29 protein-coding genes are annotated in these 24,876 nt (G+C 62.3%); 7 read left to right on the top strand and 22 right to left on the bottom strand.

Annotated elements, in window-relative coordinates; translation table 11 throughout:
• Positions 1-152 precede the first annotated feature (152 nt).
• The 3 genes from RA25_RS21300 (at position 153) to RA25_RS21290 (ending at position 2,897) form a co-directional block, all read left to right on the top strand.
• A complete protein-coding gene (locus RA25_RS21300; RefSeq protein ID WP_039174857.1) occupies positions 153-1,076 on the top strand; it encodes a sulfite exporter TauE/SafE family protein in 924 nt (307 codons plus the stop codon).
• Between the two features lie 110 nt (positions 1,077-1,186).
• Positions 1,187-2,110 (top strand): sulfite exporter TauE/SafE family protein, encoded by a 924-nt coding sequence (locus tag RA25_RS21295; protein WP_019297041.1) that lies wholly within the window; start codon positions 1,187-1,189, stop codon positions 2,108-2,110.
• A gap of 1 nt (position 2,111) precedes the next feature.
• Positions 2,112-2,897 (top strand): TIGR02186 family protein, encoded by a 786-nt coding sequence (locus tag RA25_RS21290; protein WP_039174856.1) that lies wholly within the window; start codon positions 2,112-2,114, stop codon positions 2,895-2,897.
• 81 nt (positions 2,898-2,978) lie between these two features.
• Here the strand turns inward: RA25_RS21290 and RA25_RS21285 are convergent, their stop codons facing one another.
• The 6 genes from RA25_RS21285 to RA25_RS21260 all read right to left on the bottom strand — a co-directional run bounded on the left by RA25_RS21285 (position 2,979) and on the right by RA25_RS21260 (position 9,946).
• Complete coding sequence (locus RA25_RS21285) at positions 2,979-3,716, bottom strand: SDR family oxidoreductase (protein ID WP_039174855.1); 738 nt, start codon at positions 3,714-3,716, stop codon at positions 2,979-2,981.
• Positions 3,713-5,251 carry an ATP-dependent DNA helicase gene (locus RA25_RS21280; RefSeq protein ID WP_039174854.1) on the bottom strand — a complete coding sequence of 513 codons (1,539 nt, stop codon included), beginning with the start codon at positions 5,249-5,251 and terminating at the stop codon, positions 3,713-3,715. Before RA25_RS21280 ends, RA25_RS21285 begins: the two co-directional genes overlap by 4 nt.
• A 63-nt stretch (positions 5,252-5,314) precedes the next feature.
• Complete coding sequence (locus RA25_RS21275) at positions 5,315-5,956, bottom strand: acyl-homoserine-lactone synthase (protein ID WP_019297045.1); 642 nt, start codon at positions 5,954-5,956, stop codon at positions 5,315-5,317.
• Positions 5,957-6,049: 93 nt separating this feature from the next.
• Entirely contained in the window at positions 6,050-6,769 is a 720-nt protein-coding gene (locus RA25_RS21270; RefSeq protein WP_029204893.1) for a helix-turn-helix transcriptional regulator, read from the bottom strand.
• Between the two features lie 353 nt (positions 6,770-7,122).
• On the bottom strand, positions 7,123-8,403 hold the full coding sequence (ccrA, locus tag RA25_RS21265) for a crotonyl-CoA carboxylase/reductase (RefSeq protein ID WP_039149654.1): 1,281 nt from the start codon (positions 8,401-8,403) through the stop codon (positions 7,123-7,125).
• A gap of 112 nt (positions 8,404-8,515) precedes the next feature.
• On the bottom strand, positions 8,516-9,946 hold the full coding sequence (locus tag RA25_RS21260; protein WP_039174907.1) for a 1-acyl-sn-glycerol-3-phosphate acyltransferase: 1,431 nt from the start codon (positions 9,944-9,946) through the stop codon (positions 8,516-8,518).
• Between the two features lie 169 nt (positions 9,947-10,115).
• Between RA25_RS21260 and RA25_RS21255 the strand changes: the two genes are divergently transcribed.
• From RA25_RS21255 to deoD, 3 genes are all read left to right on the top strand, one after another.
• A complete protein-coding gene (locus RA25_RS21255) occupies positions 10,116-12,083 on the top strand; it encodes a protein meaA (RefSeq protein WP_019297049.1) in 1,968 nt (655 codons plus the stop codon).
• A gap of 120 nt (positions 12,084-12,203) precedes the next feature.
• Entirely contained in the window at positions 12,204-12,521 is a 318-nt protein-coding gene (locus tag RA25_RS21250) for an H-NS histone family protein (protein WP_019297050.1), read from the top strand.
• A gap of 20 nt (positions 12,522-12,541) precedes the next feature.
• The gene (gene deoD / locus RA25_RS21245) at positions 12,542-13,246 is read left to right on the top strand and encodes a purine-nucleoside phosphorylase (protein ID WP_039174853.1); all 705 of its coding nucleotides are present in this window, start codon (positions 12,542-12,544) and stop codon (positions 13,244-13,246) included.
• A gap of 152 nt (positions 13,247-13,398) precedes the next feature.
• Here the strand turns inward: deoD and RA25_RS21240 are convergent, their stop codons facing one another.
• From RA25_RS21240 to RA25_RS21170, 16 genes are all read right to left on the bottom strand, one after another.
• Positions 13,399-14,256: an urea carboxylase-associated family protein gene (locus RA25_RS21240; protein ID WP_039174852.1), complete on the bottom strand. Its 858-nt coding sequence runs from the start codon at positions 14,254-14,256 to the stop codon at positions 13,399-13,401.
• Between the two features lie 419 nt (positions 14,257-14,675).
• Positions 14,676-14,837, bottom strand: coding sequence for a hypothetical protein (locus RA25_RS23075; RefSeq protein WP_019297053.1), 162 nt, complete (start codon positions 14,835-14,837; stop codon positions 14,676-14,678).
• A 129-nt stretch (positions 14,838-14,966) separates the two neighbouring features.
• A complete protein-coding gene (locus tag RA25_RS21235; protein ID WP_039174851.1) occupies positions 14,967-15,677 on the bottom strand; it encodes a ZIP family metal transporter in 711 nt (236 codons plus the stop codon).
• A 45-nt stretch (positions 15,678-15,722) separates the two neighbouring features.
• Positions 15,723-15,992, bottom strand: a complete 270-nt coding sequence (locus RA25_RS21230; RefSeq protein WP_039174850.1) for a hypothetical protein — start codon at positions 15,990-15,992, stop codon at positions 15,723-15,725.
• Positions 15,993-16,128: 136 nt separating this feature from the next.
• On the bottom strand, positions 16,129-16,389 hold the full coding sequence (locus tag RA25_RS21225; protein ID WP_052254336.1) for a hypothetical protein: 261 nt from the start codon (positions 16,387-16,389) through the stop codon (positions 16,129-16,131).
• Positions 16,390-16,481: 92 nt separating this feature from the next.
• The gene (locus RA25_RS21220) at positions 16,482-17,261 is read right to left on the bottom strand and encodes a succinate dehydrogenase iron-sulfur subunit (protein ID WP_039174849.1); all 780 of its coding nucleotides are present in this window, start codon (positions 17,259-17,261) and stop codon (positions 16,482-16,484) included.
• Positions 17,262-17,272: 11 nt separating this feature from the next.
• Positions 17,273-19,078 (bottom strand): succinate dehydrogenase flavoprotein subunit, encoded by a 1,806-nt coding sequence (gene sdhA / locus RA25_RS21215; protein WP_019297057.1) that lies wholly within the window; start codon positions 19,076-19,078, stop codon positions 17,273-17,275.
• A 19-nt stretch (positions 19,079-19,097) separates the two neighbouring features.
• Complete coding sequence (gene sdhD / locus RA25_RS21210; protein WP_039174848.1) at positions 19,098-19,469, bottom strand: succinate dehydrogenase, hydrophobic membrane anchor protein; 372 nt, start codon at positions 19,467-19,469, stop codon at positions 19,098-19,100.
• Between the two features lie 18 nt (positions 19,470-19,487).
• The gene (gene sdhC, locus RA25_RS21205) at positions 19,488-19,871 is read right to left on the bottom strand and encodes a succinate dehydrogenase, cytochrome b556 subunit (protein WP_019297059.1); all 384 of its coding nucleotides are present in this window, start codon (positions 19,869-19,871) and stop codon (positions 19,488-19,490) included.
• Positions 19,872-20,065: 194 nt separating this feature from the next.
• A complete protein-coding gene (locus tag RA25_RS21200) occupies positions 20,066-20,767 on the bottom strand; it encodes a DUF1194 domain-containing protein (RefSeq protein ID WP_039174847.1) in 702 nt (233 codons plus the stop codon).
• A gap of 112 nt (positions 20,768-20,879) precedes the next feature.
• Positions 20,880-21,119 (bottom strand): TM2 domain-containing protein, encoded by a 240-nt coding sequence (locus RA25_RS21195; protein WP_206539716.1) that lies wholly within the window; start codon positions 21,117-21,119, stop codon positions 20,880-20,882.
• Positions 21,120-21,131: 12 nt separating this feature from the next.
• A complete protein-coding gene (locus tag RA25_RS21190) occupies positions 21,132-21,413 on the bottom strand; it encodes an NINE protein (RefSeq protein WP_039174846.1) in 282 nt (93 codons plus the stop codon).
• Positions 21,414-21,556: 143 nt separating this feature from the next.
• A complete protein-coding gene (locus RA25_RS21185) occupies positions 21,557-22,588 on the bottom strand; it encodes a MaoC family dehydratase (protein WP_039174845.1) in 1,032 nt (343 codons plus the stop codon).
• Positions 22,588-22,791, bottom strand: a complete 204-nt coding sequence (locus tag RA25_RS21180) for a DUF1737 domain-containing protein (RefSeq protein WP_019297062.1) — start codon at positions 22,789-22,791, stop codon at positions 22,588-22,590. Before RA25_RS21180 ends, RA25_RS21185 begins: the two co-directional genes overlap by 1 nt.
• 23 nt (positions 22,792-22,814) lie before the next feature.
• On the bottom strand, positions 22,815-23,363 hold the full coding sequence (locus tag RA25_RS21175; protein WP_019297063.1) for an NnrU family protein: 549 nt from the start codon (positions 23,361-23,363) through the stop codon (positions 22,815-22,817).
• Positions 23,364-23,397: 34 nt separating this feature from the next.
• The gene (locus RA25_RS21170; protein ID WP_039174844.1) at positions 23,398-24,252 is read right to left on the bottom strand and encodes an HpcH/HpaI aldolase/citrate lyase family protein; all 855 of its coding nucleotides are present in this window, start codon (positions 24,250-24,252) and stop codon (positions 23,398-23,400) included.
• 350 nt (positions 24,253-24,602) lie between these two features.
• Between RA25_RS21170 and RA25_RS21165 the strand changes: the two genes are divergently transcribed.
• Positions 24,603-24,876 (top strand): hypothetical protein (locus RA25_RS21165; RefSeq protein WP_039174843.1); only part of this gene is annotated, 274 nt, incomplete at its 3' end.

Here is a 24,876-nt window from a genome sequence, read left to right as displayed (position 1 = left end):
GCCCAAGGCTGCCGAGGCGAAGGGCTCCGCCCATCACCTGCAGGCGCGGGAGCCTCCGCCTTTAAGTCCAGATCATGCTCCGCTGTCGGTCCTGTCTGCCGCAGTGCCGCCCGGCCGGTTGACCACGCGCACCGCAGTTGCTGTAAGACCTCATGCACATCTTCCTCCCCATCGCCGAGGTTTCGGTCAACTTTCTGCTGCTCTTGGGCATTGGCGGCGCCGTGGGGGTACTCTCGGGCATGTTCGGGGTCGGCGGCGGCTTCCTGATTACGCCGCTCTTGTTCCTGATCGGCATCCCGCCGGGGGTTGCGGTGGCCACCTCCGCCAATCAGGTGGTGGCCTCTTCCGTATCTGGCCTGATGGCGCATTTCCGGCGCCGCACCGTGGATCTGAAGATGGGCTATGTACTGCTGGGCGGCGGCCTCATGGGGGCTGCGCTGGGAATGGCCGTTTTCAACTGGCTCAAGCAGCTGGGCCAGGTCGATCTGGCGGTGCAGCTGTGCTATGTGCTGTTCCTCGGCGTGATCGGCGCGCTGATGTTTATCGAAAGCGTCAATGCAATCCGCAGGGCCCGCCAGGCTGGCGGCGCCCCCGCCTACAAACGGCGCCAGCGGTCCTGGGTGCATGCCCTGCCCTACAAGATGCGGTTCAAAGCCTCTGGTCTCTATATCTCCGTGATCCCGCCCGCGCTGGTCGGCTTTGGCGTCGGCATCCTGTCGGCAATCATGGGCGTCGGCGGCGGCTTCATCATGGTGCCTGCGATGATCTACATCCTCGGCATGCCGACCAAGGTCGTGATCGGCACCTCGCTGTTCCAGATCATCTTTGTCGCCGGGTTTACCACGGTAATGCACGCAACCACCAATTACACCGTCGACGTGGTGCTGGCGCTGTTCCTGCTGATCGGCGGCGTTGCGGGCGCCCAGCTTGGCACCGTGATCGGCGCCAAGCTGAAGGCGGAACAGCTGCGGGTGCTGCTGGCGCTGCTGGTGCTGTCAGTCTCAATCAAGATCGGCTTTGAGCTGCTGCTGGAACCCGCCGACCTGTTTTCCCTAACCGTGCTGAACTTGCCGTGACCCGCAGGATCGGCAGCAATAAGTCCAGTTTGCAACGGCAAATCAGTCCTGCACGCTGCAGAGCGGCATAGATCATTGATTTTTGATATGACTGCGGTCTAACAAAGAACATGCAGATATACCTTCCCATAGCTGAGGTCTCGGTCAATGCCTTCCTTCTCCTGGGCCTTGGGGGAATGGTCGGGGTTCTCTCGGGCATGTTCGGAGTTGGCGGCGGCTTCCTGATGACGCCGCTTTTGTTTTTCATCGGCATCCCGCCTGCGGTGGCGGTGGCGACAGAGGCGAACCAGATTGTCGCCTCCTCCTTCTCCGGCGTGCTGGCGCATTTCCGAAGGCGGACGGTCGATATCAAGATGGGGCTGGTGCTGCAGGCCGGCGGTCTGATGGGCGCGGCCCTGGGGGTTGTGGTGTTCAACTACCTCAAGGCGCTCGGCCAGGTCGACCTGCTGGTCAAGCTTTGCTACGTCGTCTTCCTGGGCGTGGTCGGCGGGCTGATGTTCATCGAAAGCCTGAATGCGATCCGCAAGTCCAAGAAAGCAGGCGGCGCTGCCCCTGCCCCGCGCCGCCAGCGCGGCTGGGTACATGCGCTGCCGTTCAAGATGCGGTTCCGCACCTCCGGCCTCTACATCTCGGTGATCCCGCCCGTTCTGGTCGGCGTCTGCGTTGGTATCCTAGCCGCGATCATGGGTGTCGGCGGCGGTTTCATCATGGTGCCTGCGATGATTTATATCCTCGGCATGCCGACCAAGGTGGTTGTCGGCACCTCGCTGTTCCAGATCATCCTGGTCACTGGCTTCACCACCATGCTGCATGCCACCACCAACTATACCGTGGACATCGTGCTGGCGGTTCTGCTGCTGGTCGGCGGCGTGATCGGCGCCCAGATCGGCACCCGTATCGGTGTCTACCTCAAGGCCGAACAGCTGCGCATCCTGCTGGCGCTGATGGTTATCGCGGTCTGCGCAAAATTGGGCCTCGACCTCTTGCTGCAACCGGCTGAGCTGTTCTCGCTCGGCGACGCAGGAGGCCACTGATATGCGCAAACTTCTGCTCTCAGCACTTACAGCCGCCGCGCTGGCGTTGCTGCCCCAATCCGCAGCCCAGGCCGCCAAGGAAGAGGTCGTTCTGGGCCTCAGCCAGGACCGGGTGGCGATCACCGCCACCTTTGACGGCTCTGAAATCCTGATCTTCGGCGCGGTCAAGCGCGAGGCTCCAATCCCCACCGACGAGCCGCTGGAGGTCATTGTCGCAGTTTCCGGCCCGGCGCCCTCCGTGATGGTGCGGCGCAAGGAGAAAAAGCTGGGCATCTGGGTCAACGTCGACAGCGTTCTGGTCGACTCGGCTCCTGCGTTCTACGCGGTTGCCACCAGCGCTCCATTTGCCCAGGTGCTGAGCGACACCGAAGACCTGCGCTACCGGGTGTCGATCCGGCGCGCGATCCGCTCGGTGGGTGCTGCCATGCACATCCGCGGCGCCCAGGCCTTTGCCGATGCGGTAATGCGGATCCGCGAAAGGAACGGGCTCTACTCCCTGCGTGAAAACACCGTTGCGGTCGATCAGCAAACCTTGTTTCGCACCGCGATCGAGATGCCCGCAGACTTGACCGAAGGCGACTACCAGACCCGTATCTTTCTGACCCGCGGCGGCGAGGTGGTGTCGAGTTACGAAACCACCATCGACGTGCGTAAGGTCGGGCTGGAGCGGTTCCTGTTCTCGCTGTCACGCGAGCAGCCGTTTCTATACGGCCTGATGTCGCTGGCGATTGCGATTGCGGCCGGCTGGGGCGCCTCGGCTGCATTCAGCCTGCTCAGGAACCGGTAAAGAGGCGCGCTGCGCGCCAGCGCAGCGCCACGCCCAACGGGAGCGGTGCATCCTGGATGCACCAGCGACGGGCGGGAGCGCTCAGCCGCGGCCGATATAGGGCATCTTGGTCGCCATCACCGTCATGAACTGCACATTGGCCTCCAGCGGAAGATTGGCCATGTGCAGCACGGATTTCGCCGCGTCCTCCACTGCAAATGTATGCATCGGCTCAGCGCCGGGGTTGGCCTCGGCGTGACGCTGGCTCAGGTCCTCAACCATCGGGGTGCGGGTGTTGCCGATGTCGATCTGGCCGCAGGCGATATCAAAGGGGCGACCATCCAGCGACAGGCTTTTGGTGAGGCCGGTAATGGCCGCCTTGGTCGCTGCATAAGGCGCCGAATGGGGCCGCGGCACGTAAGCAGCGATGGAGCCGTTATTGATGATCCGCCCGCCTTGCGGCGCCTGGTGGCGCATCTGGCGGAAGGCGGCGCGGGCAGTCAGGTACATGCCGGTGAGGTTCACGTTCACAGAGGCGAACCAGTCCTCCAGCGGGATCTCGTCGATGGTGCCAGGCGGGGTGAAGATACCCGCATTGTTGAACAGCACATCAAGCCGGCCCGCAGCCATGGCAAAGCTGTTCACCGCATGATCGACCGCCGCAGGATCAGTTACATCGGCGGGCAGGACATGAGCGTTCGTGTGGCCCATCGCCACGTCTTCCAGCTTCTCTGCCCGGCGTGCTGTCAGGCCGACCTGCCAGCCCTCGGCCAGGAATAGTTCTGCAACAGCCCGGCCGATTCCGGAGCTGGCGCCGGTGATCAGGATTGATTTGCTCATGCCGGGGTCTCCTCCTGTGCTTCCAGCGTCAGCGCCGCGGCCGGCACCGCCCTGAGGTCATCCACCTGCAGCGGGCCGGAGGGTTTGGCCAGGCGGTTTCTGACCACCCAGATCAGCCGCTCCTGCGCCCGGGTGATCGCCACATAGGCCAGCCGTTTCCATAGGGGCTGGCCCGCCTCCACCCGGCCCATGCGGGCGGCGGCATAGATGTCGGGTGCAAAGACCTGGGTGGTATCCCATTGCGAGCCTTGCGCCTTGTGGATGGTCACCGCCGCGCCGTGCAGGAACGTGGCCCCCATGCGCGCAGCAAAGGGAATGAAGGGCTCTTCCTCGTCCGGTTTCTCAATTTTCACGATTGAGGCGGCAGAGACCTGCGGGTCCTCTGCGCCCATCACATGCAGGCGTGAAAACCCGGGCTTGCGGCCTGCCCCGAGGTAGATCACCTGCGCGCCCTTGATCAGCCCGCGGGCCTCCAGGTCCAGCCGCTTCTTGCGGTGTTTCATGGGCAGTTCGATACCGTCGCAGATCAGCGGCTCGCCGGCGATCAGCTGATCCTCCGGCGCACCATAGACGGTGCGGAAGGCGTTGATCAGCCGGATGCGGGTGTTGTTGCGCCAGACCAGCACCGGCGAGCGCGCCATCAGATCGACCTCTACCCGCTGGCCCCAGACCACACGCTCATCGCGGCGCGCCGTATCCTCGATCATCCGCTCGAAATCCTCGAACCCCAGCTGCGGGTCGGCCAGCGCATGTGCCAGATCCAGGATCGGGTTGCCGGCCTCCTGCCGGTGGATGCGGTTCAGGATCAGCCGGCGCGGCTCCGGCAGCGCATCAAACACCATTGACCCTGACTGGTTCACCGGCGCCAGCTGGGCCGGATCGCCGAACAGGATCAGGTTCGGGAAAATCTCCTTCAGGTCTTCGAACTGTCGGTCGTCGAGCATCGAGGCTTCATCGACAAAACCGATGTCCAGCGGCTCCTCGCGCCGTTTCCAGCCGGTGATGAAGTCTGAGCCTCGCAAACCCGCGGCGGCCAGTGCGCCGGGAATGGATTTGTTTTTCTCGTAAAAGGCCGCCGCGCGGGCCAGCGCCTCCTCGGTCAGCCCCTCGATCTCGGGCTGGTCGCCCTGCCCCGCCAGCCATTCGGCGATCTTCTCGAACTCCGGATCATAGACCGGAGTATAGAGAATTCGGTGGATGGTGGTGGCCGGCACCCCGCGCAGGCGCAGCACGCTGGCGGCCTTGTTGGTTGGCGCCAGGATGGCCAGAGTGCGGCGGTCGTCGCCTTTCTTGCGGCTTTCGTAGTCGCCGGAGACCACCTCGACCCCCGACTGCTCCAGCGCCTTGTAAAGCTCTGCCAGAAGCAGGGTCTTGCCCGATCCTGCCTTGCCGATCACCGCCATCACCCCGGCGTCGCCGCGGGGCGGGTGCAACAGCCCGTCGTCAAGGTCCACCCCCGCCTGGCGCAGGAGCTCGGTCACGCTGTCATAAGCAGTGGCCTGGTCATCGGAAAACTGTACGGGCAGAGCTGTCATGGCGCGACCCTACAGCCGCGGGGCCGGGTCCGCCAGAGGCTCCGGCCCCGGAGATCGTATCTGTCAGGCGGTAAGCGCCAAGGGCTCAGCCGCCCGCGCCCCGCCGAACGAACGGTCGAACCAGAGCTGCGAAAGCTCCGGCGCGATGCCTGCTTTAGCGGCCACGTTCAGGTAGACCTCAGGCGCGTATTCCCAAAGCCCCAGGCAGATGCGCTCCCGCCCCTCTCCCTGGGTGCCGATCACCTCAGGGCTGAAGCCCAGGCTGCGGTAGATCCGCACCATGCGGCGGTCAAAGACACCGGCGAAATGCGCCACCGAGAAGTTGCGCATGATCTCCACCCCGCCCAGGGTCAGCGCCCCGGCCACGTTGCGGCCCGCCTCGCGCGACAGGCAGAACCGGGTGCATTCCCAGATCAGCGGGCTGCAAATCGGCACCCCTCCTGCCAAGTCCAGAAACACATCATTGACCATCACCGGGCCGGTGGTCGGCAGAAACCGCATGGAGCCGCCATGGCTGCCATCAGGCATTTCCCAGATCACATAAAGCGGGTCCAGCGCGTCATACTGGTCACGCTCCTCACCGTTGCAGTCAACCTGCACCTCCCAGCCCAGCCGGGTCCTGAACTGGTCTGCCCTGTCCCTGAACATCGAATGCGCCAGAAAAGCGTGGTTGTGAAGATCGCGGCCATAGACATAACGAAGCATGATTTAGTCCCCTTCTGGTTGAACAGTGAGGACAGGGTACGGCTATTAGGCACAATCTCAGAGTGTATTTGCGGTAGCTTTTTCGCCCTACCGTTAAATCACAATCAAACCGAGCGACATCGCCCGGGCAATTGCATGGGTGGTATTGATTGCGCCCAGCTTGAACCGGGCGCTTTCGATGTAGACGCGCAGCGTGTGCTCGGAGATCGACAGGGTCTTTGCCACCTGCGCACGGCTGTATCCGATCGCCAGAAAGGTCAGCGCGTCCACTTCCCTGGGCGACAGAGGCTGGGCCTGTTCCGGGGTACGCTCAGGTTCGAACTCCAGCGCTTTACGATTGAAGTAATGCGCCATCAGGATCATGTCACGGCTGTAGCGCTCAGTCAGCCTTTCCCAGGCCTCGTCATCGCAGTTGTGGCTTACGGTGAACACCGCGAATTGCCCGTTGGGGCCCCGGATCGGAATTGAGTAGCCCTGATTGCCGACCCCGTGCTCCAGCGCGTCTTTCAGAAACTCGCGCGCCGGTTTCGGCGACCAGTCCAGCCGCTTCCAGTCCACCGGGTGAAAGCGCTGGTAGCAGCCTGCGACGACCGGATCGACGCGGACATAGGCCTTTTCCTGATACCGCTCGACCCAAGTCTGCGGATAGGTGCCGAAGTAGTAGTGGTCGCCGGCGCTGTCGACCCAATGGTACATGGCATGGTCGACACCGAAGACGGTGCAGACCTGATCAATGATCTGCTGGAGACCATCCAGGGTATCTGTGGCGTCCAGCGCCTCCAGGATACGGTCCAGTTCTGCTTTGCCTGCCATGGGTCGCTTGCCGCCGTTGTTCGCTGCCTTGGTTCGGATATCTGCAATACCTGTAGCTTCAGGCATGACATATTTGCAGGGTTTTTGCAGCGCCTGCTTCCCCGAGGTCAATGGAAGCTTTTGACTTTCAGGTCAAAAAACGGATCCACGCCTGCCCGAAAGGCGCAATAACTTGCGTAAATGACGGAAATGACGCCTTTAATCTGCAGCCGGCAGCACCCCTCCCCCAAAATAGCGAGTACGCTGCAACTAAGCCGCTGAAATAGATAAATTTATAAATAAAATTTCCCGCGAATAGCCGGAGCGATTCGCGGGACCACTGTTTCATTTCAGCCGGCTGAGCCGGTCCGCCCTCAAGCGTCGAGCACATCCTGCAGGGTGCGCAGGCCGGTCTTCGGTGCCTGCACCAGCACTGACATGTTGCCAGGCAGGTGCTCGTTGCGCAGCATCTTCATGTGCGCTTCGGGCAGGTCGGCCCAGGTGAACACCTCGGACATGCAGGGGTCCAGGCGGCGCTCAACCATCAGCTTGTTGGCAGCCGCGGCCTGCTTGAGGTGGGCAAAGTGCGAGCCCTGCAGGCGCTTCTGGTGCATCCACATGTAGCGCACGTCGAAGGTCAGGTTATAGCCGGTGGTGCCGGCGCAGATCACAACCATGCCGCCCTTCTTCACCACGAAGGTGGAGACGGGGAAAGTGCTTTCGCCCGGATGCTCGAACACCATGTCGACGTTGTTGCCCTTGCCGGTGATATCCCAGATCGCCTTGCCGAACTTGCGGGCCTCCTTGAACCACTCGGCATATTCCGGGGTGTTGACCGTGGGCAGCTGACCCCAGCAGTTAAAGTCCTTGCGGTTCAGCACGCCCTTGGCGCCGAGGCCCATGACAAAGTCGCGCTTGCTTTCGTCGGAGATCACACCGATGGCATTGGCGCCGGCGGTATTGATCAGCTGGATCGCATAAGAGCCGAGGCCGCCCGAGGCGCCCCAGACCAGCACGTTCTGACCCGGCTTCAGGTCGTGCGGCTCGTGGCCGAACAGCATCCGGTAGGCAGTGGCCAGCGTCAGCGTGTAGCAGGCGCTTTCTTCCCAGGTCAGGTGCTTGGGGCGCGGCATCAGCTGCTGGGCCTGCACGTTGGTGAACTGGGCAAAGGAGCCGTCCGGGGTCTCGTAGCCCCAGATGCGCTGGCTGGGGGAGTACATCGGGTCGCCGCCGTTGCATTCCTCGTCGTCGCCATCGTCCTGGTTGCAGTGGATGACCACCTCGTCGCCGACCTTCCAGCGGGTGACCTTGGAGCCCACCGCCCAGACGATGCCCGAAGCATCGGACCCGGCAATGTGATAAGGCGCCTTGTGGCCGTCAAACGGCGAGATCGGCTTGCCCAGCGAAGCCCAGACGCCATTGTAGTTGACGCCCGCCGCCATCACCAGGACCAGCACCTCGTTGCTGTCCAGCTCCGGCACATCGACCACTTCCTGCTGCATCGCGGTGTTCGGCTCGCCGTGGCGCTCCTTGCGGATGGCCCATGCGTACATCTTCTTGGGCACAAAGCCCATCGGAGGAATTTCCCCCAGCTCATAGAGATCTTTCTCGGGCGCCTCGTACGACATGACGTCAGTCTGGGTATCCAATGCCATGATGGCCTCCTTTGCATCCTGTTCTTTGCCGCGGTGCAGAATCGCAGCGGTTACCTGATGGATAGGATCGGGAAAGTAATATTGCAACCACTTTTGCGGCGTTTGGGTAATTTTATGACCCAGCGGATGCAGCATTGCCTTTAGCAGGTGCAGAAAAATCACTGCTTCCACCAGGCAGATCACTGTCCTCTGGCAGCAGATGACGGATCGAATTGGCGTAAAACGCCAGCAAATCCTGGCGGTCTGCTGCGGGCGCAATCTGTCCCCCGGTTTCGATGATCAGGCCCCGCCTCTGCAAAATATTCAGCGCCATGCCAGCCGCATAAGACAGGTTATCCTTGGGGAGATGAACATGCGCCAGCGGTACCGCCGCGATCAGATCTTCCAGCCGGTGCTCAATTGCTGCGCGGCTGAGGGGACCGTGCCGCAATAGAACAGCAGCAATCATCGGCACCGGCAGCACCGGGACAATCGCACTGATCCGTTGCATCAGCTCCCGCGCCAGCGGCTTGGTGATGTCGCCCTGCCGCCCGGCGCCAAACCCGGCGAGGCTGAGAGGCCGGCCAAAGTTCACCGCCGCATAGCCCGCCCGGCGGTAGCGGCCGGTCATCCACAGCCACAACTGCCGCAAGAGCCGCAGCGCCACCAGCCCGATCCGGGCCTTGAACCGCCGATCGCCTGCCTTGGCAGCAGAGGTCAGAATGCGGTCTTCCAGCACCCGGTCGTAATTCAGCGCCACCGGCACAAAGACCACATCACGCCGGTCCGGATCATAGCCCTCAACAATGTATTTCAGCAGCCCGAGCCGCGGCGCAGCCAGGGCGCCGTCCAAGCTAAGGCCGCCCTCTGGGAACATCGCCTGCGTGGACCCGCCGAGGGTGGCCAGACGCACATAGGCTGCCAGCACTTTGCGGTAGAGGTCGTTGCGCGAACGCCGCCGGATGAAGTAAGCGCCCATCGCCCGGATCAGGCGGCTAAGCGGCCAAACACGCGCCCACTCCCCTACCGCGTAAGACAGGGCTGAGCGTTCCGCCGCCAGGTAGGTGACCAGCACGTAATCCATGTTGGACCGGTGGTTCATCACAAAGACCACAGTGGCATTGGGATCGATGGCGCGCAGCGCTTCCTCGTCCTGGTGGCCCAGCCGCACCCGGTAGACCGCATTGGACAGGAACCGCGCCGCCCGGATCGCCAGGCTGAAATAGGCAAAGGCGGAAAACCCCGGCACGATCTCTCGCGCATAGCGGCGCACCTGCTCAAACGCCACGTTCTCCGGGATGCCCTCAGCCGCTGCGTGATCCGCCGCCGCCTGCGCGACCTGCGGATCATGGATCAGCCGCTGGATCATGTCATGGCGCCGCGCCAGCTTGAACGGCTCTATCGGGCGTTCCAGCCGTTTGTTCAGCCGTGCCACTGCCCGTTCCAGCCGCCGCCGGAAGAACCAGCGCACCGAGGGGAACAGAAAATGCGACGCAAAGGTCACCGCGGCAAAACCCACGATCAGCACAAAGAGCCACAGCGGCAGTTCCACGGTTTGCGTCATGAGAGAACAGTTGCGCATGGCAACCGCCTTGACAAGCACCAAGCCACCCGGGCTTCCCGCCGCAGAAGCGGAATTGCCGCAACGCAGCGAATTGACATGGGTCGAAAATTGCAGTTTACATCTGCGTGACGAAATAAAATTACCGCCACACTGACTCGCGAGGCCCGACATGCCGCAGATGCAAAAAGACCGCCCCTGGCTGATCCGCACCTATGCCGGCCATTCCACGGCATCGGCATCCAATGCGCTTTACCGCGCTAACCTGGCGAAGGGGCAGACCGGCCTGTCCGTCGCCTTCGACCTGCCGACCCAGACCGGCTATGACAGCGACCATGTGCTGGCCCGCGGCGAAGTGGGCAAGGTTGGCGTGCCTGTCTGCCACCTGGGCGATATGCGGGCGCTGTTCGATCAGATCCCGCTGGAGCAGATGAACACCTCGATGACCATCAATGCGACCGCACCCTGGCTGCTGTCGCTGTATATCGCGGTGGCAGAGGAACAAGGCGCTGATGTGTCGAAACTGCAGGGCACGGTGCAGAACGACCTGATCAAGGAATACCTCTCGCGCGGCACCTATGTTTGCCCGCCCAAGCCCAGCCTCAAGATGATCGCGGATGTGGCGGAGTACTGCTACACCAACGTGCCCAAGTGGAACCCGATGAACGTCTGCTCCTACCACCTGCAGGAGGCTGGCGCGACGCCGGAGCAGGAGCTGGCCTTTGCCCTGGCGACCGCGCAGGCGGTGCTGGACGAGCTGAAACCGCGCATCGCGCCGGAAGACTTCCCGGCCATGGTCGGCCGCATCTCCTTCTTTGTGAATGCGGGCATCCGGTTCGTCACTGAAATGTGCAAGATGCGCGCCTTTGTCGACCTGTGGGACGAGATTTGCGAGAAACGCTATGGCGTCGCCGACCCCAAGTTCCGCCGCTTCCGCTATGGCGTGCAGGTGAACTCGCTGGGGCTGACAGAGCAGCAGCCGGAAAACAACGTCTACCGGATCCTGATCGAGATGCTGGCGGTGACGCTATCCAAGAAGGCCCGTGCCCGCGCGGTGCAACTGCCCGCCTGGAACGAGGCGCTTGGCCTGCCCCGCCCCTGGGACCAGCAGTGGTCGATGCGGATGCAGCAGATACTGGCGTATGAAACCGACCTTCTGGAATATGGCGACCTGTTTGACGGCAACCCTGCAGTTGATGCCAAGGTGGAGGAGCTGAAGGACGGCGCCCGCGCCGAACTGGCCAACCTGGAATCGATGGGCGGTGCCGTCGCCTCCATCGAATACATGAAGGGCCGCCTAGTCGATTCCAACGCCGAACGGCTGAACCGGATCGAAAAGAACGAGACCGTGGTGGTCGGCGTCAATAAGTGGACCGAGGGCGAACCCTCGCCGCTGCAGACCGAAGACGGCGGCATCATGGTGGTCGACCCGGCGGTGGAGCAGGAACAGATCAGCCGCCTGAACGACTGGCGCGGCGAGCGTGACAATGACGCGGTGCAGTCGGCGCTGGCCGCCCTGCGCGCCGCAGCGCAAAGCGGCGCGAATATCATGGAACCCTCGATTGCTGCCGCCAAGGCCGGCGTCACCACCGGTGAATGGGCTGAAGAAATGCGCAAGGTCCACGGCACCTACCGCGGTCCGACCGGCGTATCAGCATCGGTGTCGAACAAGACCGAAGGCCTTGACGACCTGCGCGATGCGGTCAACGCCGTCAGCGATGTCTTGGGCCGCCGCATCAAATTCGTGGTCGGCAAGCCGGGGCTGGACGGCCACTCCAACGGCGCCGAGCAGATCGCCTTCCGCGCCCGCGATTGCGGCATGGACATCACCTATGACGGCATCCGCATGACGCCCGCCGAACTGGTGGAGGCGGCGCAAACGGACGACGCCCATGTGGTTGGTCTGTCGATCCTGTCCGGCAGCCACCTGCCGCTGGTCGAGGAGATGATGCAGCGCATGCGTGACGCCGGGCTGGCTCATATTCCTGTGGTCGTGGGCGGCATCATCCCGGACGAGGACGCGCAAAAGCTGAAATCAATGGGGGTCGCACGCGTCTACACCCCCAAGGATTTTGAGCTGAATTCAATTATGAGCGATATTGTCGACCTGGCAAAACCACCGGAACTTGCAGTGAATTGATATTATTTGGGCAGTTTTCTGCAAACCTCAAAAAAAGATGCTGAAATGCGTCTGGCATTCGGTCCATAAGAAATGACATACCGGCATTTCCGGTGTGTCATTTTATAAATGGAGTTCAGAATGACCTTCGATCTTTCGGCAATGAGCAGAAAAGAGCTTCTCCAGCTGCAAAGCGATGTTGATAAAGCATTGCAGGAAGCAGAACTGCGCGAGCGTCAGGAAGCCCTGAAAGCCGCCGAAGAAGCCGCTGCCAAATACGGTTTTTCGCTGGATGAAATCGCCAATGCATCGCGTCAGGGCGCCAAGAAGACCAAGGCAGCCCCGAAATACCGCAACCCGAACAATCCCGAAGAAACCTGGACCGGCCGGGGCCGGAAGCCGCATTGGGTGCATGCCGCGCTGACCGCCGGCATGGACATTTCCGACCTGGAAATCTGAGGCGGCAGCGGAGCAAGGCCATGACCATTCATATTGGCGCCGCACCGGGCGATATTGCCGAAACCGTACTGATGCCCGGCGACCCCTACCGGGCAAAATGGGCAGCTGAAACCTTTTTACAGGATGCCAAGCTGGTCAACGAAGTGCGGGGGATGCTGGGCTATACCGGCACTTGGAACGGCCATCGCGTCACCATCCAGGGCAGCGGCATGGGCATGCCCTCGCTGTCGATCTACGCCAATGAGCTGATCCGCGACTACGGCGCAAAAACCCTGATCCGCATCGGCTCCTGCGGCGGCATGCAGGACAAGGTCAAGGTGCGCGATGTGATCCTGGCGATGACGGCCAGCACCGTGAACAGCCCCTCCAGCGGCATTTTCCGAGAGCTGAACTTTGCCCCCTGCGCCGATTGGGGCCTGCTGCAGGCGGCAGCAGCAGCGGCAGCCAAACGCGGCTCCGCAACCCATATCGGCGGCATTTACTCCTCGGACGTGTTTTACGACGAACGCCCGGACCTGAACGAGCAGATGGTCCGCCACGGCATCCTCGGCGTTGAGATGGAAGCCGCAGAGCTCTACACGCTTGCGGCCCGTCACGGCTGCCGGGCGCTGGCGGTGCTGACGGTCTCCGACCATCTGGGCACCGGCGAAGCCCTGCCCTCCGATCAGCGGGAGCGCAGCTTTGGCGACATGGTGGAAATTGCCTTGGAGGCAGCGTTCAGCTGACGCCACGTAATTTCGATTTACGGCTTTCCCAAGGACAGCGGTTATTCCGCTGTCCTTTTCTTTTTGGGAGCTCGGGAAATTCACAAGGTGCGATTGTTCACGCCGCCCTGAATTTCAGCAAGACCTCTGGCCAAAATAACTTTTGACCGGTTTCACTTGCACCCGTGGCTGCGGTCATACCCATTTGGAGGCGGGCTTTTCCAATCGCCAAGCGCGCCCTCTGCCGGGGCAAAAACTTCGACCAGCATCGGGTAACAGGCGGCGGTATCGCTGGAATGCTCTGCTGAACAATCCCCGCCCGGACAGGCGCTAAGGCAGCCCAAAAGGTCGATCTCGGCAAAAAACTCCAGATAGTCGCCGGGCCGCACCGGGCTGGCCTTCATGAAATACTGGCCGGTATCGCGGGTGAAGCCGGTGCACATGAAGACATTCAGGACGTCATGCACATGCGGCTCCGCCTCTGCCGGGGAGATGCCCAGATGATCTGCCAGGGCGCGGGTCAGGTTGGAATGGCAGCAGTAGTGGTACTGGCTGCCAGCCAGCAGGTTACCGGTATAAGGATCGCAGCGGGTGCCGATCACGTCATGCACCGAACCGCCGAACTCATCAATGCCGTACCAGCCCAGCGCGTCCTCAACGATGGTTGCCATCGGCCGCAGATGCGGGAAGCTGGTCCACATCCGTTCGCCGGTGGTGATATGGGTGCCGTGCAGGGCGCGGGTCTTGCCGGAATAGAAGCGTTCGCTCAGGTCATGCCTGTTCCACAGGTTCAAATCGCCCACCTGCGGCCCCTCTATTGAGGTGATGCGGAAGAAATGCCCGGCCGGCACCTCGAAACAGGCGGCATCGCGGGGCGGCACCCGTACCTCGCGGGTCTTTACCGCCCCTTCCCGCGCCTGCCTGTAGAGCGCCAGATCAGGCACCGGCAGTGTCTCGTTCGGGTAGCAGATCACTGGCTTGACGGCGCGGCGGGCATCTGCGTCGGCGGGGTCAGCGGGTGTGCTGGGCATTGGGGCAAACCTTCCTGTTCGTTTGCCCCATCAAGACCGCATCGCTGACTTGGCGCAAGCCCCTCTTGGCGCAGGTGCGGAATTGGGCCGTTTCATCCGGAACTGAACAGCCAAATCCACGGCGCAGCCGGTGCGCCTGCAGGCGCGGGAGTCCCGCTTAGCCTCGACGCTGCGGATTACGGCAAATGCGGGGGGCGGCGTCACCCGGTTCAACGGCCCCGCAAGAGATACAGCGCCACTGCCCCTCGGACTTCATCTGCCGCCAGCGGCAATTGCGGGTTAGATCCATCGCGCGGTGGCGCCACAGGAAGTAGCAAAAGACTCCAACAGCAAGGACGGCAACAAGTATCATTGGGCCTGTCTAGCCCTGTCCTGCCGCCCCTTCAAACGCAAAACCCGGCACTGCAGGGCACCCCGGATCAAGCCGCCTGATAGTATTCGAACAGCTGGTCCTGACGCCATTCCTGCACTGCTGCCACCGGCGGTTCAGGGATGTAATAGGCATAGGCCTGCTCCAGCGCTTCCAGTGCAGCGCGGGCGGCCTTTGCTTGCTGCTCTTCCAGGGTTTCAACGGGTTTCATCGGGCGGTCTCCTTACTTGCGGCACCATCCTCCCTTAGGTGGCAGGGTATCCGCTGGCGCCGCCCGGCGCACCGGATGTTTTTGCAGGCTTGCCATGCAGCTGATGCAATCCGCTGCGCTGTCCGCGGCTCAGCCGATCAGCAAGTGCCCGGCCAGCCCCAGCGCAAACCCCGCGACCGCCCCCAGCGCCGGTGCGCTGCTGCGGCTGCTGTGCGCCTTGGGGGCGATGTCCTGAAACAGCAGGTAAAGGATGCCGCCCGCGGCAAAGATCATAATCCCGCCAAGCACCGCATGAGCTTCCGCCAGCCAGAAAAGCCCCGCAAGCGCGCAGGCAGGCCCCAAGGCAGCCAGCCCCAGAAACAGTAGCAGCACATGCCAGGCCGGGCTGTCACCGCTCCAGACTTCGCGGAAGGCGGCAAAGCCCTCTGGCAGGTTCTGCAGGAAGATCATCAGCGCCAGAAGCTTGGCAGTCGCGGCCTCCGCCACCAGCATCGCCCCCAGCGCCATCGCCTCCGGCAGGTAATCCAGCAGCATTGCTAGCAGCAGGGCGCCGCTGCCGCCATGCCGCTGAAGCTGCGTATCAACAAGATAGAAAACCAAACCGCCCGCAGCAAACAGGCCAACCGCCCAGGCGGCTGGCAGTGCCCCGGCCGCTTCCGGCACCAGAACCAGCGCCACGGCTGAGGCCAGCGCGCCGCCGCCAAAGGCCGCAATAGTGTGCAGCACCCGGTTGCGCAGCACCGGGTTGCTGATGTGCTCGCACCAAGCCAGAAGCCCGCCCAGCGGCATCGAAAGCCCGGCAATACCGGCAAGCAGAATGGCATAAAAATGCGGTTGCATTGCGGCAGCTTAGGGCGGCAACTGCCGCCGCTCAACCAATTAGGGTCAGGTATTGATGCAGGAGGTCGCCTGCGCCGCCTGCGCCTCTGTCACATTTGGCCCCGGCTGCACGTTTCGCAGCACCGTTGCGCCCGCACCATGGCCCAGGAACTCAGTACTGACGCGCACCTCCCCGGTGATGCCCGCAGCCTCGACACAGCCCGGAATCCGCGCATCGGTTAACGCCAGCTGGCCGCCGATCCGGTCGTGGTCCGTTGCCGTCATGCAGCCCGCCAGGAGGGTCAGCGCGCCCGCGGCACATCCAAGAAGTCTCATACCCGAAATCCGTCACCTGACAAAACTTCCCCCGGTTTCGCAGGAATACCGGGGGTTTTCAATTCTGCTGCCGCGGAGATGGCATAGCTTCGCCGACATTACAGCGCTTAGCCTTGGGGTGCAGCCCAAACGGCTATCAGGCTTTCATGCAAGCATTCGCTTTCGCCGCCTGCGCTTCGCTTACGCCCGGACCCGGCTCAAACACCTGCACGACCGATCCCCCGTAGTATTCAGTGGCAACCGAATAAGGTCCGGTGATACCCGCAGCCTTTGCACATTGCGGCCGCTTGCTGTTCAGCGCTTTCCATTCAGAATTAACACTGCTGCTCTCGCCGGAGGACACACAGGCCGTCAGGGCGCTTGTGACCAATCCCATGGCAAAAAACTTAAACGTCATAACTCTTCTCCCATTCAATTTTTTCCATTTAAAACAACGCACCCCGCAAGCCTCGCGGCTACGGGGTGTGCTCAGTTCATCCGGTGTTCGGGTCAAACAGTGCGCTCAACCATCATCTTCTTGATATGCGCAATCGCCTTGGCCGGGTTCAGGCCCTTGGGACAGGTCTTGGCGCAGTTCATAATTGTGTGGCAGCGGTAGAGCTTGAACGGATCCTCCAACTGGTCCAGGCGCTCCGGCGTGGCCTCGTCCCGGCTGTCGATGATCCAGCGGTAGGCGTGCAACAGCGCGGCCGGCCCTAGGTAACGGTCACCGTTCCACCAGTAGCTTGGGCAAGAGGTCGAACAGGAGGCACACATCACGCATTCATAGAGGCCATCCAGTTTCTTGCGGTCCTCGATGGACTGTTTCCACTCCTTTGCCGGGCGGTTGGTCTTGGTTTCCAGCCACGGCATGATCGAGGCGTGCTGGGCATAGAAATGCGTCAGATCCGGGATCAGGTCCTTGACCACCGGCATATGCGGCAGCGGGTAGATGGCCACATCGCCCTTGATCTCATCCATGCCGTAGATACAGGCCAGCGTGTTGATACCGTCGATGTTCATCGCACAGGACCCGCAGATCCCCTCGCGGCAGGAGCGGCGGAAGGTCAGGGTCGGGTCGATCTCGTTCTTGATCTTGATCAGCGCGTCCAGGACCATCGGGCCGCAGCTGTCCATGTCGACGAAATAGGTGTCGACCTGCGGGTTTTTCCCGTCATCGGGGTTCCAGCGGTAGATCTTGAACTTGCGCACATTGCTGGCGCCCTCCGGCTTGGGCCAGGTCTTGCCGGTGGTGATCTTGGAGTTCTTGGGGAGGCTGAATTGAACCATGGTCTGTCTCCTTAGAACGTCCGCGCCTTGGGCGCGATTTTCTTGAGGCTGATGCCGCCTTCGTCTTCGGTGGTCAGCGGATCCACGATCACCGGGCGGTAGGACAGATCAACCTTGTTGCCCTCCACGCGCGACACGGTGTGGACCCGCCAGTTCTCGTCGTCGCGGGTGGCGTAATCCTCATGCGCATGCGCGCCGCGGCTTTCCTTGCGCGCTTCGGCGCCAACGATGGTGGCCAGCGCGTTCGGCATCAGGTTGGTCAGCTCCAGCGTCTCCATCAGGTCGGAGTTCCAGACCAGCGAGCGGTCGGTCACCTGCAGATCGTCGAGCTTGGCCGCAATCGCGGTCATCTTCTCAACGCCTTCCTTCAGGGTCTTGTCGGTGCGGAACACTGCCGCGTCCGCCTGCATAGTGCGCTGCATCTCCAGCCGCAGATCGGCGGTCGGGATACCGCCCTTGGCGTTGCGCAGGGTATCAAAGCGGTCGAACGCCTTGTCGACAGAGGCCTGGTTCAGCACCGGGTTCGCCGCATCGGCGTCCACAACCTTGCCCGCGCGAATGGCGGAGGCACGGCCAAAGACCACCAGGTCAATCAGCGAGTTGGAGCCCAGCCGGTTGGCGCCATGCACCGAGGCGCAGCCCGCCTCGCCCACGGCCATCAGGCCCGGCACCACGGCGGTCGGATCCTCGGCGGTCGGGTTCAGCACCTCGCCCCAGTAGTTGGTCGGAATACCGCCCATGTTGTAGTGCACGGTAGGCAGAACCGGGATCGGCTCCTTGGTCACGTCCACACCGGCAAAGATCTTGGCGCTCTCGGAAATACCCGGCAGCCGCTCCGCCAGCGCCTCGGCTGGCAGGTGGGAGAGGTTCAGGTGGATATGGTCGCCCTCGGCGCCCACGCCGCGGCCTTCGCGGATTTCCATGGTCATCGAGCGGCTGACATAGTCGCGCGGCGCCAGGTCCTTGTACTGGGGCGCATAGCGCTCCATGAAGCGTTCGCCTTCGGAGTTGGTGAGGTAGCCGCCCTCGCCCCGCGCGCCCTCGGTGATCAGGCAGCCGGATCCGTAGATGCCGGTCGGGTGGAACTGCACAAATTCCATGTCCTGCAGCGCCAGGCCAGCGCGCGCCACCATGCCGCCGCCGTCGCCGGTGCAGGTATGCGCCGAGGTGGCGGAGAAATAGGCGCGGCCATAGCCGCCGGTCGCCAGCACCACCATCTTGGCGTTGAACACATGCATGGTGCCGTCATCCAGCTTCCAGCAGACAACGCCCTGGCACTGCCCGTCCTCGGACATGATCAAGTCGATGGCGAAATACTCGATATAGAACTCGGCATTGTTCTTAAGAGACTGACCATACAGCGTGTGCAGGATCGCGTGGCCGGTCCGGTCAGCCGCCGCACAGGTGCGCTGCACCGCGGGGCCTTCGCCGTATTCGGTGGTGTGGCCGCCGAAGGGGCGCTGGTAGATCTTGCCTTCCTCGGTGCGCGAGAACGGCACGCCGTAATGCTCCAGCTCGTAGACCGCCTTGGGGGCCTCACGTGCCAGATATTCCATCGCGTCGGTGTCGCCCAGCCAATCAGAGCCCTTGACGGTGTCATACATATGCCACTGCCAGCTGTCCGGCCCCATGTTGCCCAAGCTGGCGGCAATGCCGCCCTGCGCCGCCACAGTGTGGGAGCGGGTCGGGAACACTTTGGTCACACAGGCCGTGCGCAGCCCCTGCTCCGCCATGCCCAGCGTCGCGCGGAGACCGGCCCCGCCGGCGCCAACCACGACCACGTCATATTCATGTGTTTCGTATTCGTAAGCAGCCATTGAAAGAGACCTCGGGGAGTTACAGGGCCAGGCGGATCAGCGCGTAAACGCTGGTCGCGGCGACTGCATAGGACAGGCAATTGACCAGGATGATCGTCAGGCGGCCTTTCAGCCCATGGACGTAATCCTCAATCATGATCTGGGCGCCGGATTTGAAGTGCATCATGCCGACCCACATGGTCAGCGCCGCCACGATCGCCGGGAAAGGGCGGGAATAATAGGCGGTGATCTCTTCATAGGTGCCGCCCAGCGCAGAACCGTAGGTGAAGACGAACAGCGGCACCAGGATCAAGAGAGCGATTGAGCTCACCTGCATCGACCAGTGATGTTCTGTTCCGGATTTTGCAGCGCCCATGCCAACGGCGCGCTTGCGGTCAGTCAGATATCGCATTGCGTGTGCCTCCCGGGCTTAGACGATGATGATGGTCAGGACGGTCAGAACGGCAGAGCCGATCACCACGAACCAGCCCAGTTTCTCGGCCTGCTCCAGGTCCAGCATCATGCCGTTGTCCCAGATCAGGTGCCGGATGCCCGCCAGCGTGTGATACCACAGGCCCAGCGCCGACAGTGTCATCACCAGATCACCGAACCAGCTGGTCAGCAGGCCGTTGGCAATGGCGAAATACTCGGGCGAGGTTGCGGCAGCCAGGAACCACCAGGCGATCAGCAGCGCCGAGACGATCAGCGCGTTGCCGGTGATCCGTGTCAGGATCGAAGTCACGGAGGTCAGCTGCGGCCGGTAGACCTGCAAATGCGGCGAAAGCGGGCGGTTGCCCCGATTGACATCGGCCATGTTGGCTCCTTTTCAGGTTGGCTGACGACGTTTTAGCCGATTTTTACGGCGTGTCACCCGAAGGAACGGTTAAAAACGGCAGGTTTCTCGCCTGTTGGCGCTAAAACGCCACGGCTTGTGATCACAGCAAATAATTAGTGATCACAAATCCGCCGATTGAAAATTTTTTGCAGAATCAGGGCCCCTTCTGCAAATCACTGCAAAGACGCAACTGCCCTCCCCGTGCCTTCCGGCAGTGCAGCGGTCTGCCGTGCGACCTCCCTGACCAGCTTCTTGCGGATGCGCGACGGGTAGTCAGCAAAGCTCGCGGCAGAGACCACAAAGGCCCCCTCACCGCGGATCACGTTTTCAAAGAAATAGGCGGTCAGGTCCGGCTCGCTCTGCTCAATGGCGATGGCATTCACCGTCACACCCGCCGCCGCCAGCGCGCCATGCGCCTCGCGCGGCTCGATCCCTTCGTTGGAGAACCCGTCGCCGGAGACATCAATCACCCGGCGCTTGCACTGCTCCACCGCTGGAAACTGATCCAGCGCCAGAAACAGCGCCTCCCCCACCGCGGTGGAGTAGTTGCGCCAGGGCCGCGGCGCCTGCTCGATCTGCTGCGCCAGCGCTTCCACATCCCCGAACGTCCGGATCTCGACCCAGGGCAACGTCACCTCCTGACGCGACTCGCCCGACCATTGCAGCAGCAGCACCTGGGCGCGCGCCTTGACCAGCGCCTCAGAGACCACCCCGTCGCGCAGGCCTGCCGCCAGCCCGTCCATCTGAATGCGGTATTCCTCGGCATCAACAGAGCCGGAGACATCCACCGCCAGCACCAATGCCAGATCGCAGGCCGCTGCTTTCAGCGGCCCAAGGGAGAGCATGGAGAAAACCAGAAGCTGCAAAACCCGCATGCCGCCAGCTTAAGCTGATTGCCGCTTTCAGGGCTATCACTTTTGCGCGGGGAGTTTCCCCGCGCCCAGGTCCCGACACCTGCCGCAGCCAATGGGCCGCAGTTGGCAAGCCTCAGCGGCGCAGCGGCAGGCCGTCCCGGTCGCCCATGGAGCCGATAATCAGACGGACAAAGTCAATAATTGTCCAGATCCCCAGGCCGCCAAGGGTAATCAGCATGAGAATGCCTGTGCCGATCTTGCCGAGATAGAAGCGGTGTGCACCCAGCGACCCCAGAAAGAAGCACAGCAGCACAGCGGGAACAAAGCCCTTTTCGCTAACGTCGCCGGCACCTGCGTGATCCATATTTGCCATATTTTTTTGCCCTTATTTCAATTTGACCAAACGGCCCGATCCGTCCCGGGCCTTTTCCGCAATCAACAGATAAAAAACGATTATTGAGTGCACGATATCAACGAGCAGCACAAGGTAACCCAGCAAGGGCTGGTTACCCGCCAAAAGAACGACAAAAAGAATGAACAACCCCAAGTCAATCATTCCATGCACGTAGTTCCGCAAGTAGAAATGGTGCACGCCAATCACACCGAACAGACCGCACAGAATGACAGCTGTCCCGTAACTGGCCGATGACTTTTCTTCGTCAATCATATTGTTTCCACCCTGAGTAGCGCCGCTAGGTTTAGCGGCACACCCAAGGATTGCAAGACAGGAATTAACCCGGTTCTTCTTTCTGGCAAGCAATGCGCGGGGAGCAGGCAACGGTTCAGAAGAGGCCGCCCTTCCCTGCCCGGTCACTTCGGCATCAGCGCCCAGTAATCCAGATCCAGCAGCACATCCGGCAGGTACTTGCCGTCCTCGCCCTTCAGCTGGAACGGCTCGCCGCCTTTGGTTGCCACCAGCCGCAGCCGGATCGCACCGACGCCGGGTGCTGCGGTGTCGGCCTTGTCCAGCACCTCGGACCAGGCCCGCACGGTCAGCCCCGACAGGCAGGGGTTAGCATGGGCGCCGCCATTGAGGCCGACAATCATCTGCGCGTTGGCGAGGCCGTTGAACGACAGCGTGCGCGCCATCGAGATCACATGGCCGCCATAGATCAGACGGGTCCCATCGGGCCGCGCGGTATTGTCGAAATGCACCTTGGCGGTGTTCTGCCACAGCCGGGTCGCCATCATGTGCTCGGCTTCCTCGATGGTGACACCATCCACATGGTCGATGGTCTCGCCCACCTCATAGTCGCCCCAGCGGTGCGGCTCGCCTGCCAGGGTGAAATCGTAGCTGGAGAAATCCAGCCCCGCCGGGATCACCAGCTGATCCGCCGGGATCACCTTGTTCAGTTCGGGGATCACCGTCTCCGGCGCCGGGGCATCCAGGTCGCGTTTGCGCACCATCACCCAGCGCACGTACTCCATCACGCATTCATCGCGCTGGTTCAGCCCGCGGGTGCGCACATAGACCACGCCGGATTTGCCATTGGAGTTCTGCTTGAGGCCGATGACCTCGGACTCCGAGCGCAGCGTGTCGCCGGGATAAACCGGCAGCAGCCAGCGCCCCTCGGCATAGCCGAGGTTCGCCAGCGCATTCAGCGAGATATCCGGCACCGTCTTGCCGAACACTACGTGGAAGGCCGCCAAATCGTCCAGCGGCGCCGAGGGCAGACCAGAGGCCCGGGCAAATTCATCCGAAGAATAGAGCGCATGGCGCGCCGGGTAGAGCGCATGGTACAACGCCCGCTCGCCGCCAGACACCGTGCGCGGCACCGCATGGCGGATCACTTCCCCAACGGTATAGTCTTCGAAAAAGCGGCCCGGATTGGTCTTGGCCATCAGTGTTCTCCCAGTTTGGTCTCAGGGGTGTAGGTTCCGTCCACCTCCTTCACCACCGCCTGACCGCAGCGCATGATCCCCTTGACGGGATCAAAGGCCTGGGTCGGGCTGCCGTGCAGCTCCCAGCCCTTGTTCAGCGCATCGGTCACCTTGTGGCAAAAGGCAGAGGTGTCGTCTTCGGACAAAAATCGGTAAAGCTTCATGGTTTCCTATCCTGGCTAAGGGCCTAGCCGCCGAACGGCGACGGGCCGACGATGCCGTGGACGTAGCCGATCACCCCCATCAGGACAATCGAGGCGGCAAGGAACATCCCGTCCTTGGCAATCGCGCCCTTCGGCCCCGGCTGCCAGCCCGGCTCTGCCCGGTTGATCACCACTTTCTCGGTGATGGACCATGCCCACAGGCCGCCGAACAGGACAAACGACGCCGGATCCCAGTTCACCAGCAGATGCGCCAGCGCCCACAGGCCAAAGCCCGTCAGCATCGGGTGGCGCATCTTGTAGAACAGCGCGCCCTTATGCGGGCCAGGGCTCATGAAATAGATCGCAACCAGCACCAGCAGGTTGTTGATATGCTTCAGGAACGGCGGCACCAGCGCCAAATCGAAACTCTCGGCTGAGCGGTAGCCGATCACCATCAGCGCAACGCCCGCGACCAGCACCAGCGCCACCACGCCGCGCCCGCCATTGCCCATGGAGGCACGCATATCCGGTGCCAGCCGTTTGAACAGGTGGCCGCCCCACCACAGCAGAAGTCCCAGGATCAACAGTGCCATATCAGCCCCTCTTAGATGTTAAGCTGATTAACACCTACGCGGAAACCGCAGCGATTGCATCCGCTTTTGCCAGAATTTCTCGCGCCGTTACAACATGCAGGTTCTCGACTATCTTGCCATCAACCACGGCAACACCCTGCCCTGCGGCCCGGGCCTCATCAAATGCGGCAATCTGGCGGCGGGAGGTGTCGATCTCGCGCTCAGTCGGGGCAAAGGCGGCATTGGCCACCTCTACCTGCGCCGGGTGGATCAAGGTCTTGCCGTCAAAGCCCATGTCGCGGCCTTGCGCGCATTCCGCGGCCAGCCCCTCCACGTCCTTGAAGGCGTTATAGACGCCGTCGACAATCACCAGCCCCTCGGCCTTGGCCGCCAGCAGGCACAGGCCCAGACCTGCCATCATTGGCATCCGGTCGGGGCGGTAGCGGGTCTGCAGTTCCTTGGCCAGGTCATTGGTGCCCATCACCATGCCCTGCAGCTTGGGGTGCGCTGCAATTGCGGCGGCATTCAGCATGCCGCGCGGGGTTTCCATCATCGCCCACAACGGGATATCGCCGGTAATTTCCGCCAGCGCGTCCAAATCCTCCGGCGCATTCACCTTGGGCAGCAGAATCGCATCCGGGTTCATCCGCGCCGCCGCCGCCGCATCACCACGGCCCCATTCGGTATCCAGCCCGTTGATCCGCACGATTTTCATCCGCGCGCCATAGCCGCCACCCTTCAGCGCCTGGGCCAAGGTCTCGCGGGCATTGGTTTTTTCATCGGCTGAAACCGCATCCTCCAGGTCAAAGATCACCGCGTCCACCGGCAGGGTTTTGGCCTTCTCCAGCGCACGCGCGTTGGAGCCGGGGATATACAAAACCGAGCGGTAGGGGCGCGTGCGCGGGTCCATGAGGCCTCTCCATAAGTTATTTTGTTGCGTAAAGCGGTACAGATTCGATTGTATACTTTCAAGTACAATTCCGCCGCAGCGCAGCGTAACCTTTCGCGCATTTGCAGCAAGCGCTTGAAAAACTGTGTGAATTTTCGGCGCACGCCTGGTTAACCACTTATCAGCACCTGACCGGCACACTGAGGGGCACCAAGGCACAGGACCACTGCCGCCGCCACAGGCCGCACCTGCTGCCCGCAGGCATGGGGCCTGCATTTCGAATTGCGTCACACACCGGCCCGAACAGGGACACCGGGGGCTGCCGTCAGGCACCCTTCCCTGTCCGGCCGTTCCGGAAAGGGTAAAACGAGATGAAAAACTCAATCTTCGCACTGCCGCTGGCGCTGGCCGCGGTGACCATGGCCGCCGCACCCGCCGCTGCCCAAAGCCGCAACTGCGCCCCGCGCGATGCGGTGATCAAAAGGCTAGCCGAAAAATACGGCGAAAGCCGCCAAAGCATCGGCATGGGCCAGCAGGGCATGGTGATGGAAACCTTTGCCTCTGCCGACACCGGCAGCTGGACCATTACGGTGACCACCCCCAACGGCATGACCTGCCTGGTCGCCTCCGGCCAGTCCTACGAAG

This window comes from Leisingera sp. ANG-S5, assembly GCF_000813925.1.
Classification (GTDB): Bacteria; Pseudomonadota; Alphaproteobacteria; order Rhodobacterales; family Rhodobacteraceae; genus Leisingera.
Note: the sequence above shows the minus strand (reverse complement) of the source record. Positions and strands in the feature narration are given on the sequence as shown.

Bases quoted from the DNA above. Each gene is read 5' to 3' on its own strand.
- RA25_RS21280 (WP_039174854.1), bottom strand. From the start codon at position 5,251: ATGACAGCTCTGCCCGTACAGTTTTCCGATGACCAGGCCACTGCTTAT.
- RA25_RS21255 (WP_019297049.1), top strand. From the start codon at position 10,116: ATGCCGCAGATGCAAAAAGACCGCCCCTGGCTGATCCGCACCTATGCC.
- deoD (WP_039174853.1), top strand. From the start codon at position 12,542: ATGACCATTCATATTGGCGCCGCACCGGGCGATATTGCCGAAACCGTA.
- RA25_RS23075 (WP_019297053.1), bottom strand. From the start codon at position 14,837: ATGAAACCCGTTGAAACCCTGGAAGAGCAGCAAGCAAAGGCCGCCCGC.
- RA25_RS21295 (WP_019297041.1), top strand. From the start codon at position 1,187: ATGCAGATATACCTTCCCATAGCTGAGGTCTCGGTCAATGCCTTCCTT.
- sdhA (WP_019297057.1), bottom strand. From the start codon at position 19,078: ATGGCTGCTTACGAATACGAAACACATGAATATGACGTGGTCGTGGTT.
- RA25_RS21260 (WP_039174907.1), bottom strand. From the start codon at position 9,946: ATGACGCAAACCGTGGAACTGCCGCTGTGGCTCTTTGTGCTGATCGTG.
- RA25_RS21275 (WP_019297045.1), bottom strand. From the start codon at position 5,956: ATGCTTCGTTATGTCTATGGCCGCGATCTTCACAACCACGCTTTTCTG.
- sdhD (WP_039174848.1), bottom strand. From the start codon at position 19,469: ATGCGATATCTGACTGACCGCAAGCGCGCCGTTGGCATGGGCGCTGCA.
- RA25_RS21300 (WP_039174857.1), top strand. From the start codon at position 153: ATGCACATCTTCCTCCCCATCGCCGAGGTTTCGGTCAACTTTCTGCTG.
- RA25_RS21285 (WP_039174855.1), bottom strand. From the start codon at position 3,716: ATGAGCAAATCAATCCTGATCACCGGCGCCAGCTCCGGAATCGGCCGG.
- RA25_RS21290 (WP_039174856.1), top strand. From the start codon at position 2,112: ATGCGCAAACTTCTGCTCTCAGCACTTACAGCCGCCGCGCTGGCGTTG.
- RA25_RS21225 (WP_052254336.1), bottom strand. From the start codon at position 16,389: ATGACGTTTAAGTTTTTTGCCATGGGATTGGTCACAAGCGCCCTGACG.
- RA25_RS21180 (WP_019297062.1), bottom strand. From the start codon at position 22,791: ATGAAGCTTTACCGATTTTTGTCCGAAGACGACACCTCTGCCTTTTGC.
- RA25_RS21200 (WP_039174847.1), bottom strand. From the start codon at position 20,767: ATGCGGGTTTTGCAGCTTCTGGTTTTCTCCATGCTCTCCCTTGGGCCG.
- RA25_RS21250 (WP_019297050.1), top strand. From the start codon at position 12,204: ATGACCTTCGATCTTTCGGCAATGAGCAGAAAAGAGCTTCTCCAGCTG.
- ccrA (WP_039149654.1), bottom strand. From the start codon at position 8,403: ATGGCATTGGATACCCAGACTGACGTCATGTCGTACGAGGCGCCCGAG.
- RA25_RS21195 (WP_206539716.1), bottom strand. From the start codon at position 21,119: ATGGCAAATATGGATCACGCAGGTGCCGGCGACGTTAGCGAAAAGGGC.
- RA25_RS21170 (WP_039174844.1), bottom strand. From the start codon at position 24,252: ATGGACCCGCGCACGCGCCCCTACCGCTCGGTTTTGTATATCCCCGGC.
- RA25_RS21235 (WP_039174851.1), bottom strand. From the start codon at position 15,677: ATGCAACCGCATTTTTATGCCATTCTGCTTGCCGGTATTGCCGGGCTT.
- RA25_RS21185 (WP_039174845.1), bottom strand. From the start codon at position 22,588: ATGGCCAAGACCAATCCGGGCCGCTTTTTCGAAGACTATACCGTTGGG.
- RA25_RS21240 (WP_039174852.1), bottom strand. From the start codon at position 14,256: ATGCCCAGCACACCCGCTGACCCCGCCGACGCAGATGCCCGCCGCGCC.
- RA25_RS21220 (WP_039174849.1), bottom strand. From the start codon at position 17,261: ATGGTTCAATTCAGCCTCCCCAAGAACTCCAAGATCACCACCGGCAAG.
- RA25_RS21230 (WP_039174850.1), bottom strand. From the start codon at position 15,992: ATGAGACTTCTTGGATGTGCCGCGGGCGCGCTGACCCTCCTGGCGGGC.
- sdhC (WP_019297059.1), bottom strand. From the start codon at position 19,871: ATGGCCGATGTCAATCGGGGCAACCGCCCGCTTTCGCCGCATTTGCAG.
- RA25_RS21190 (WP_039174846.1), bottom strand. From the start codon at position 21,413: ATGATTGACGAAGAAAAGTCATCGGCCAGTTACGGGACAGCTGTCATT.
- RA25_RS21175 (WP_019297063.1), bottom strand. From the start codon at position 23,363: ATGGCACTGTTGATCCTGGGACTTCTGCTGTGGTGGGGCGGCCACCTG.
- RA25_RS21270 (WP_029204893.1), bottom strand. From the start codon at position 6,769: ATGGCAGGCAAAGCAGAACTGGACCGTATCCTGGAGGCGCTGGACGCC.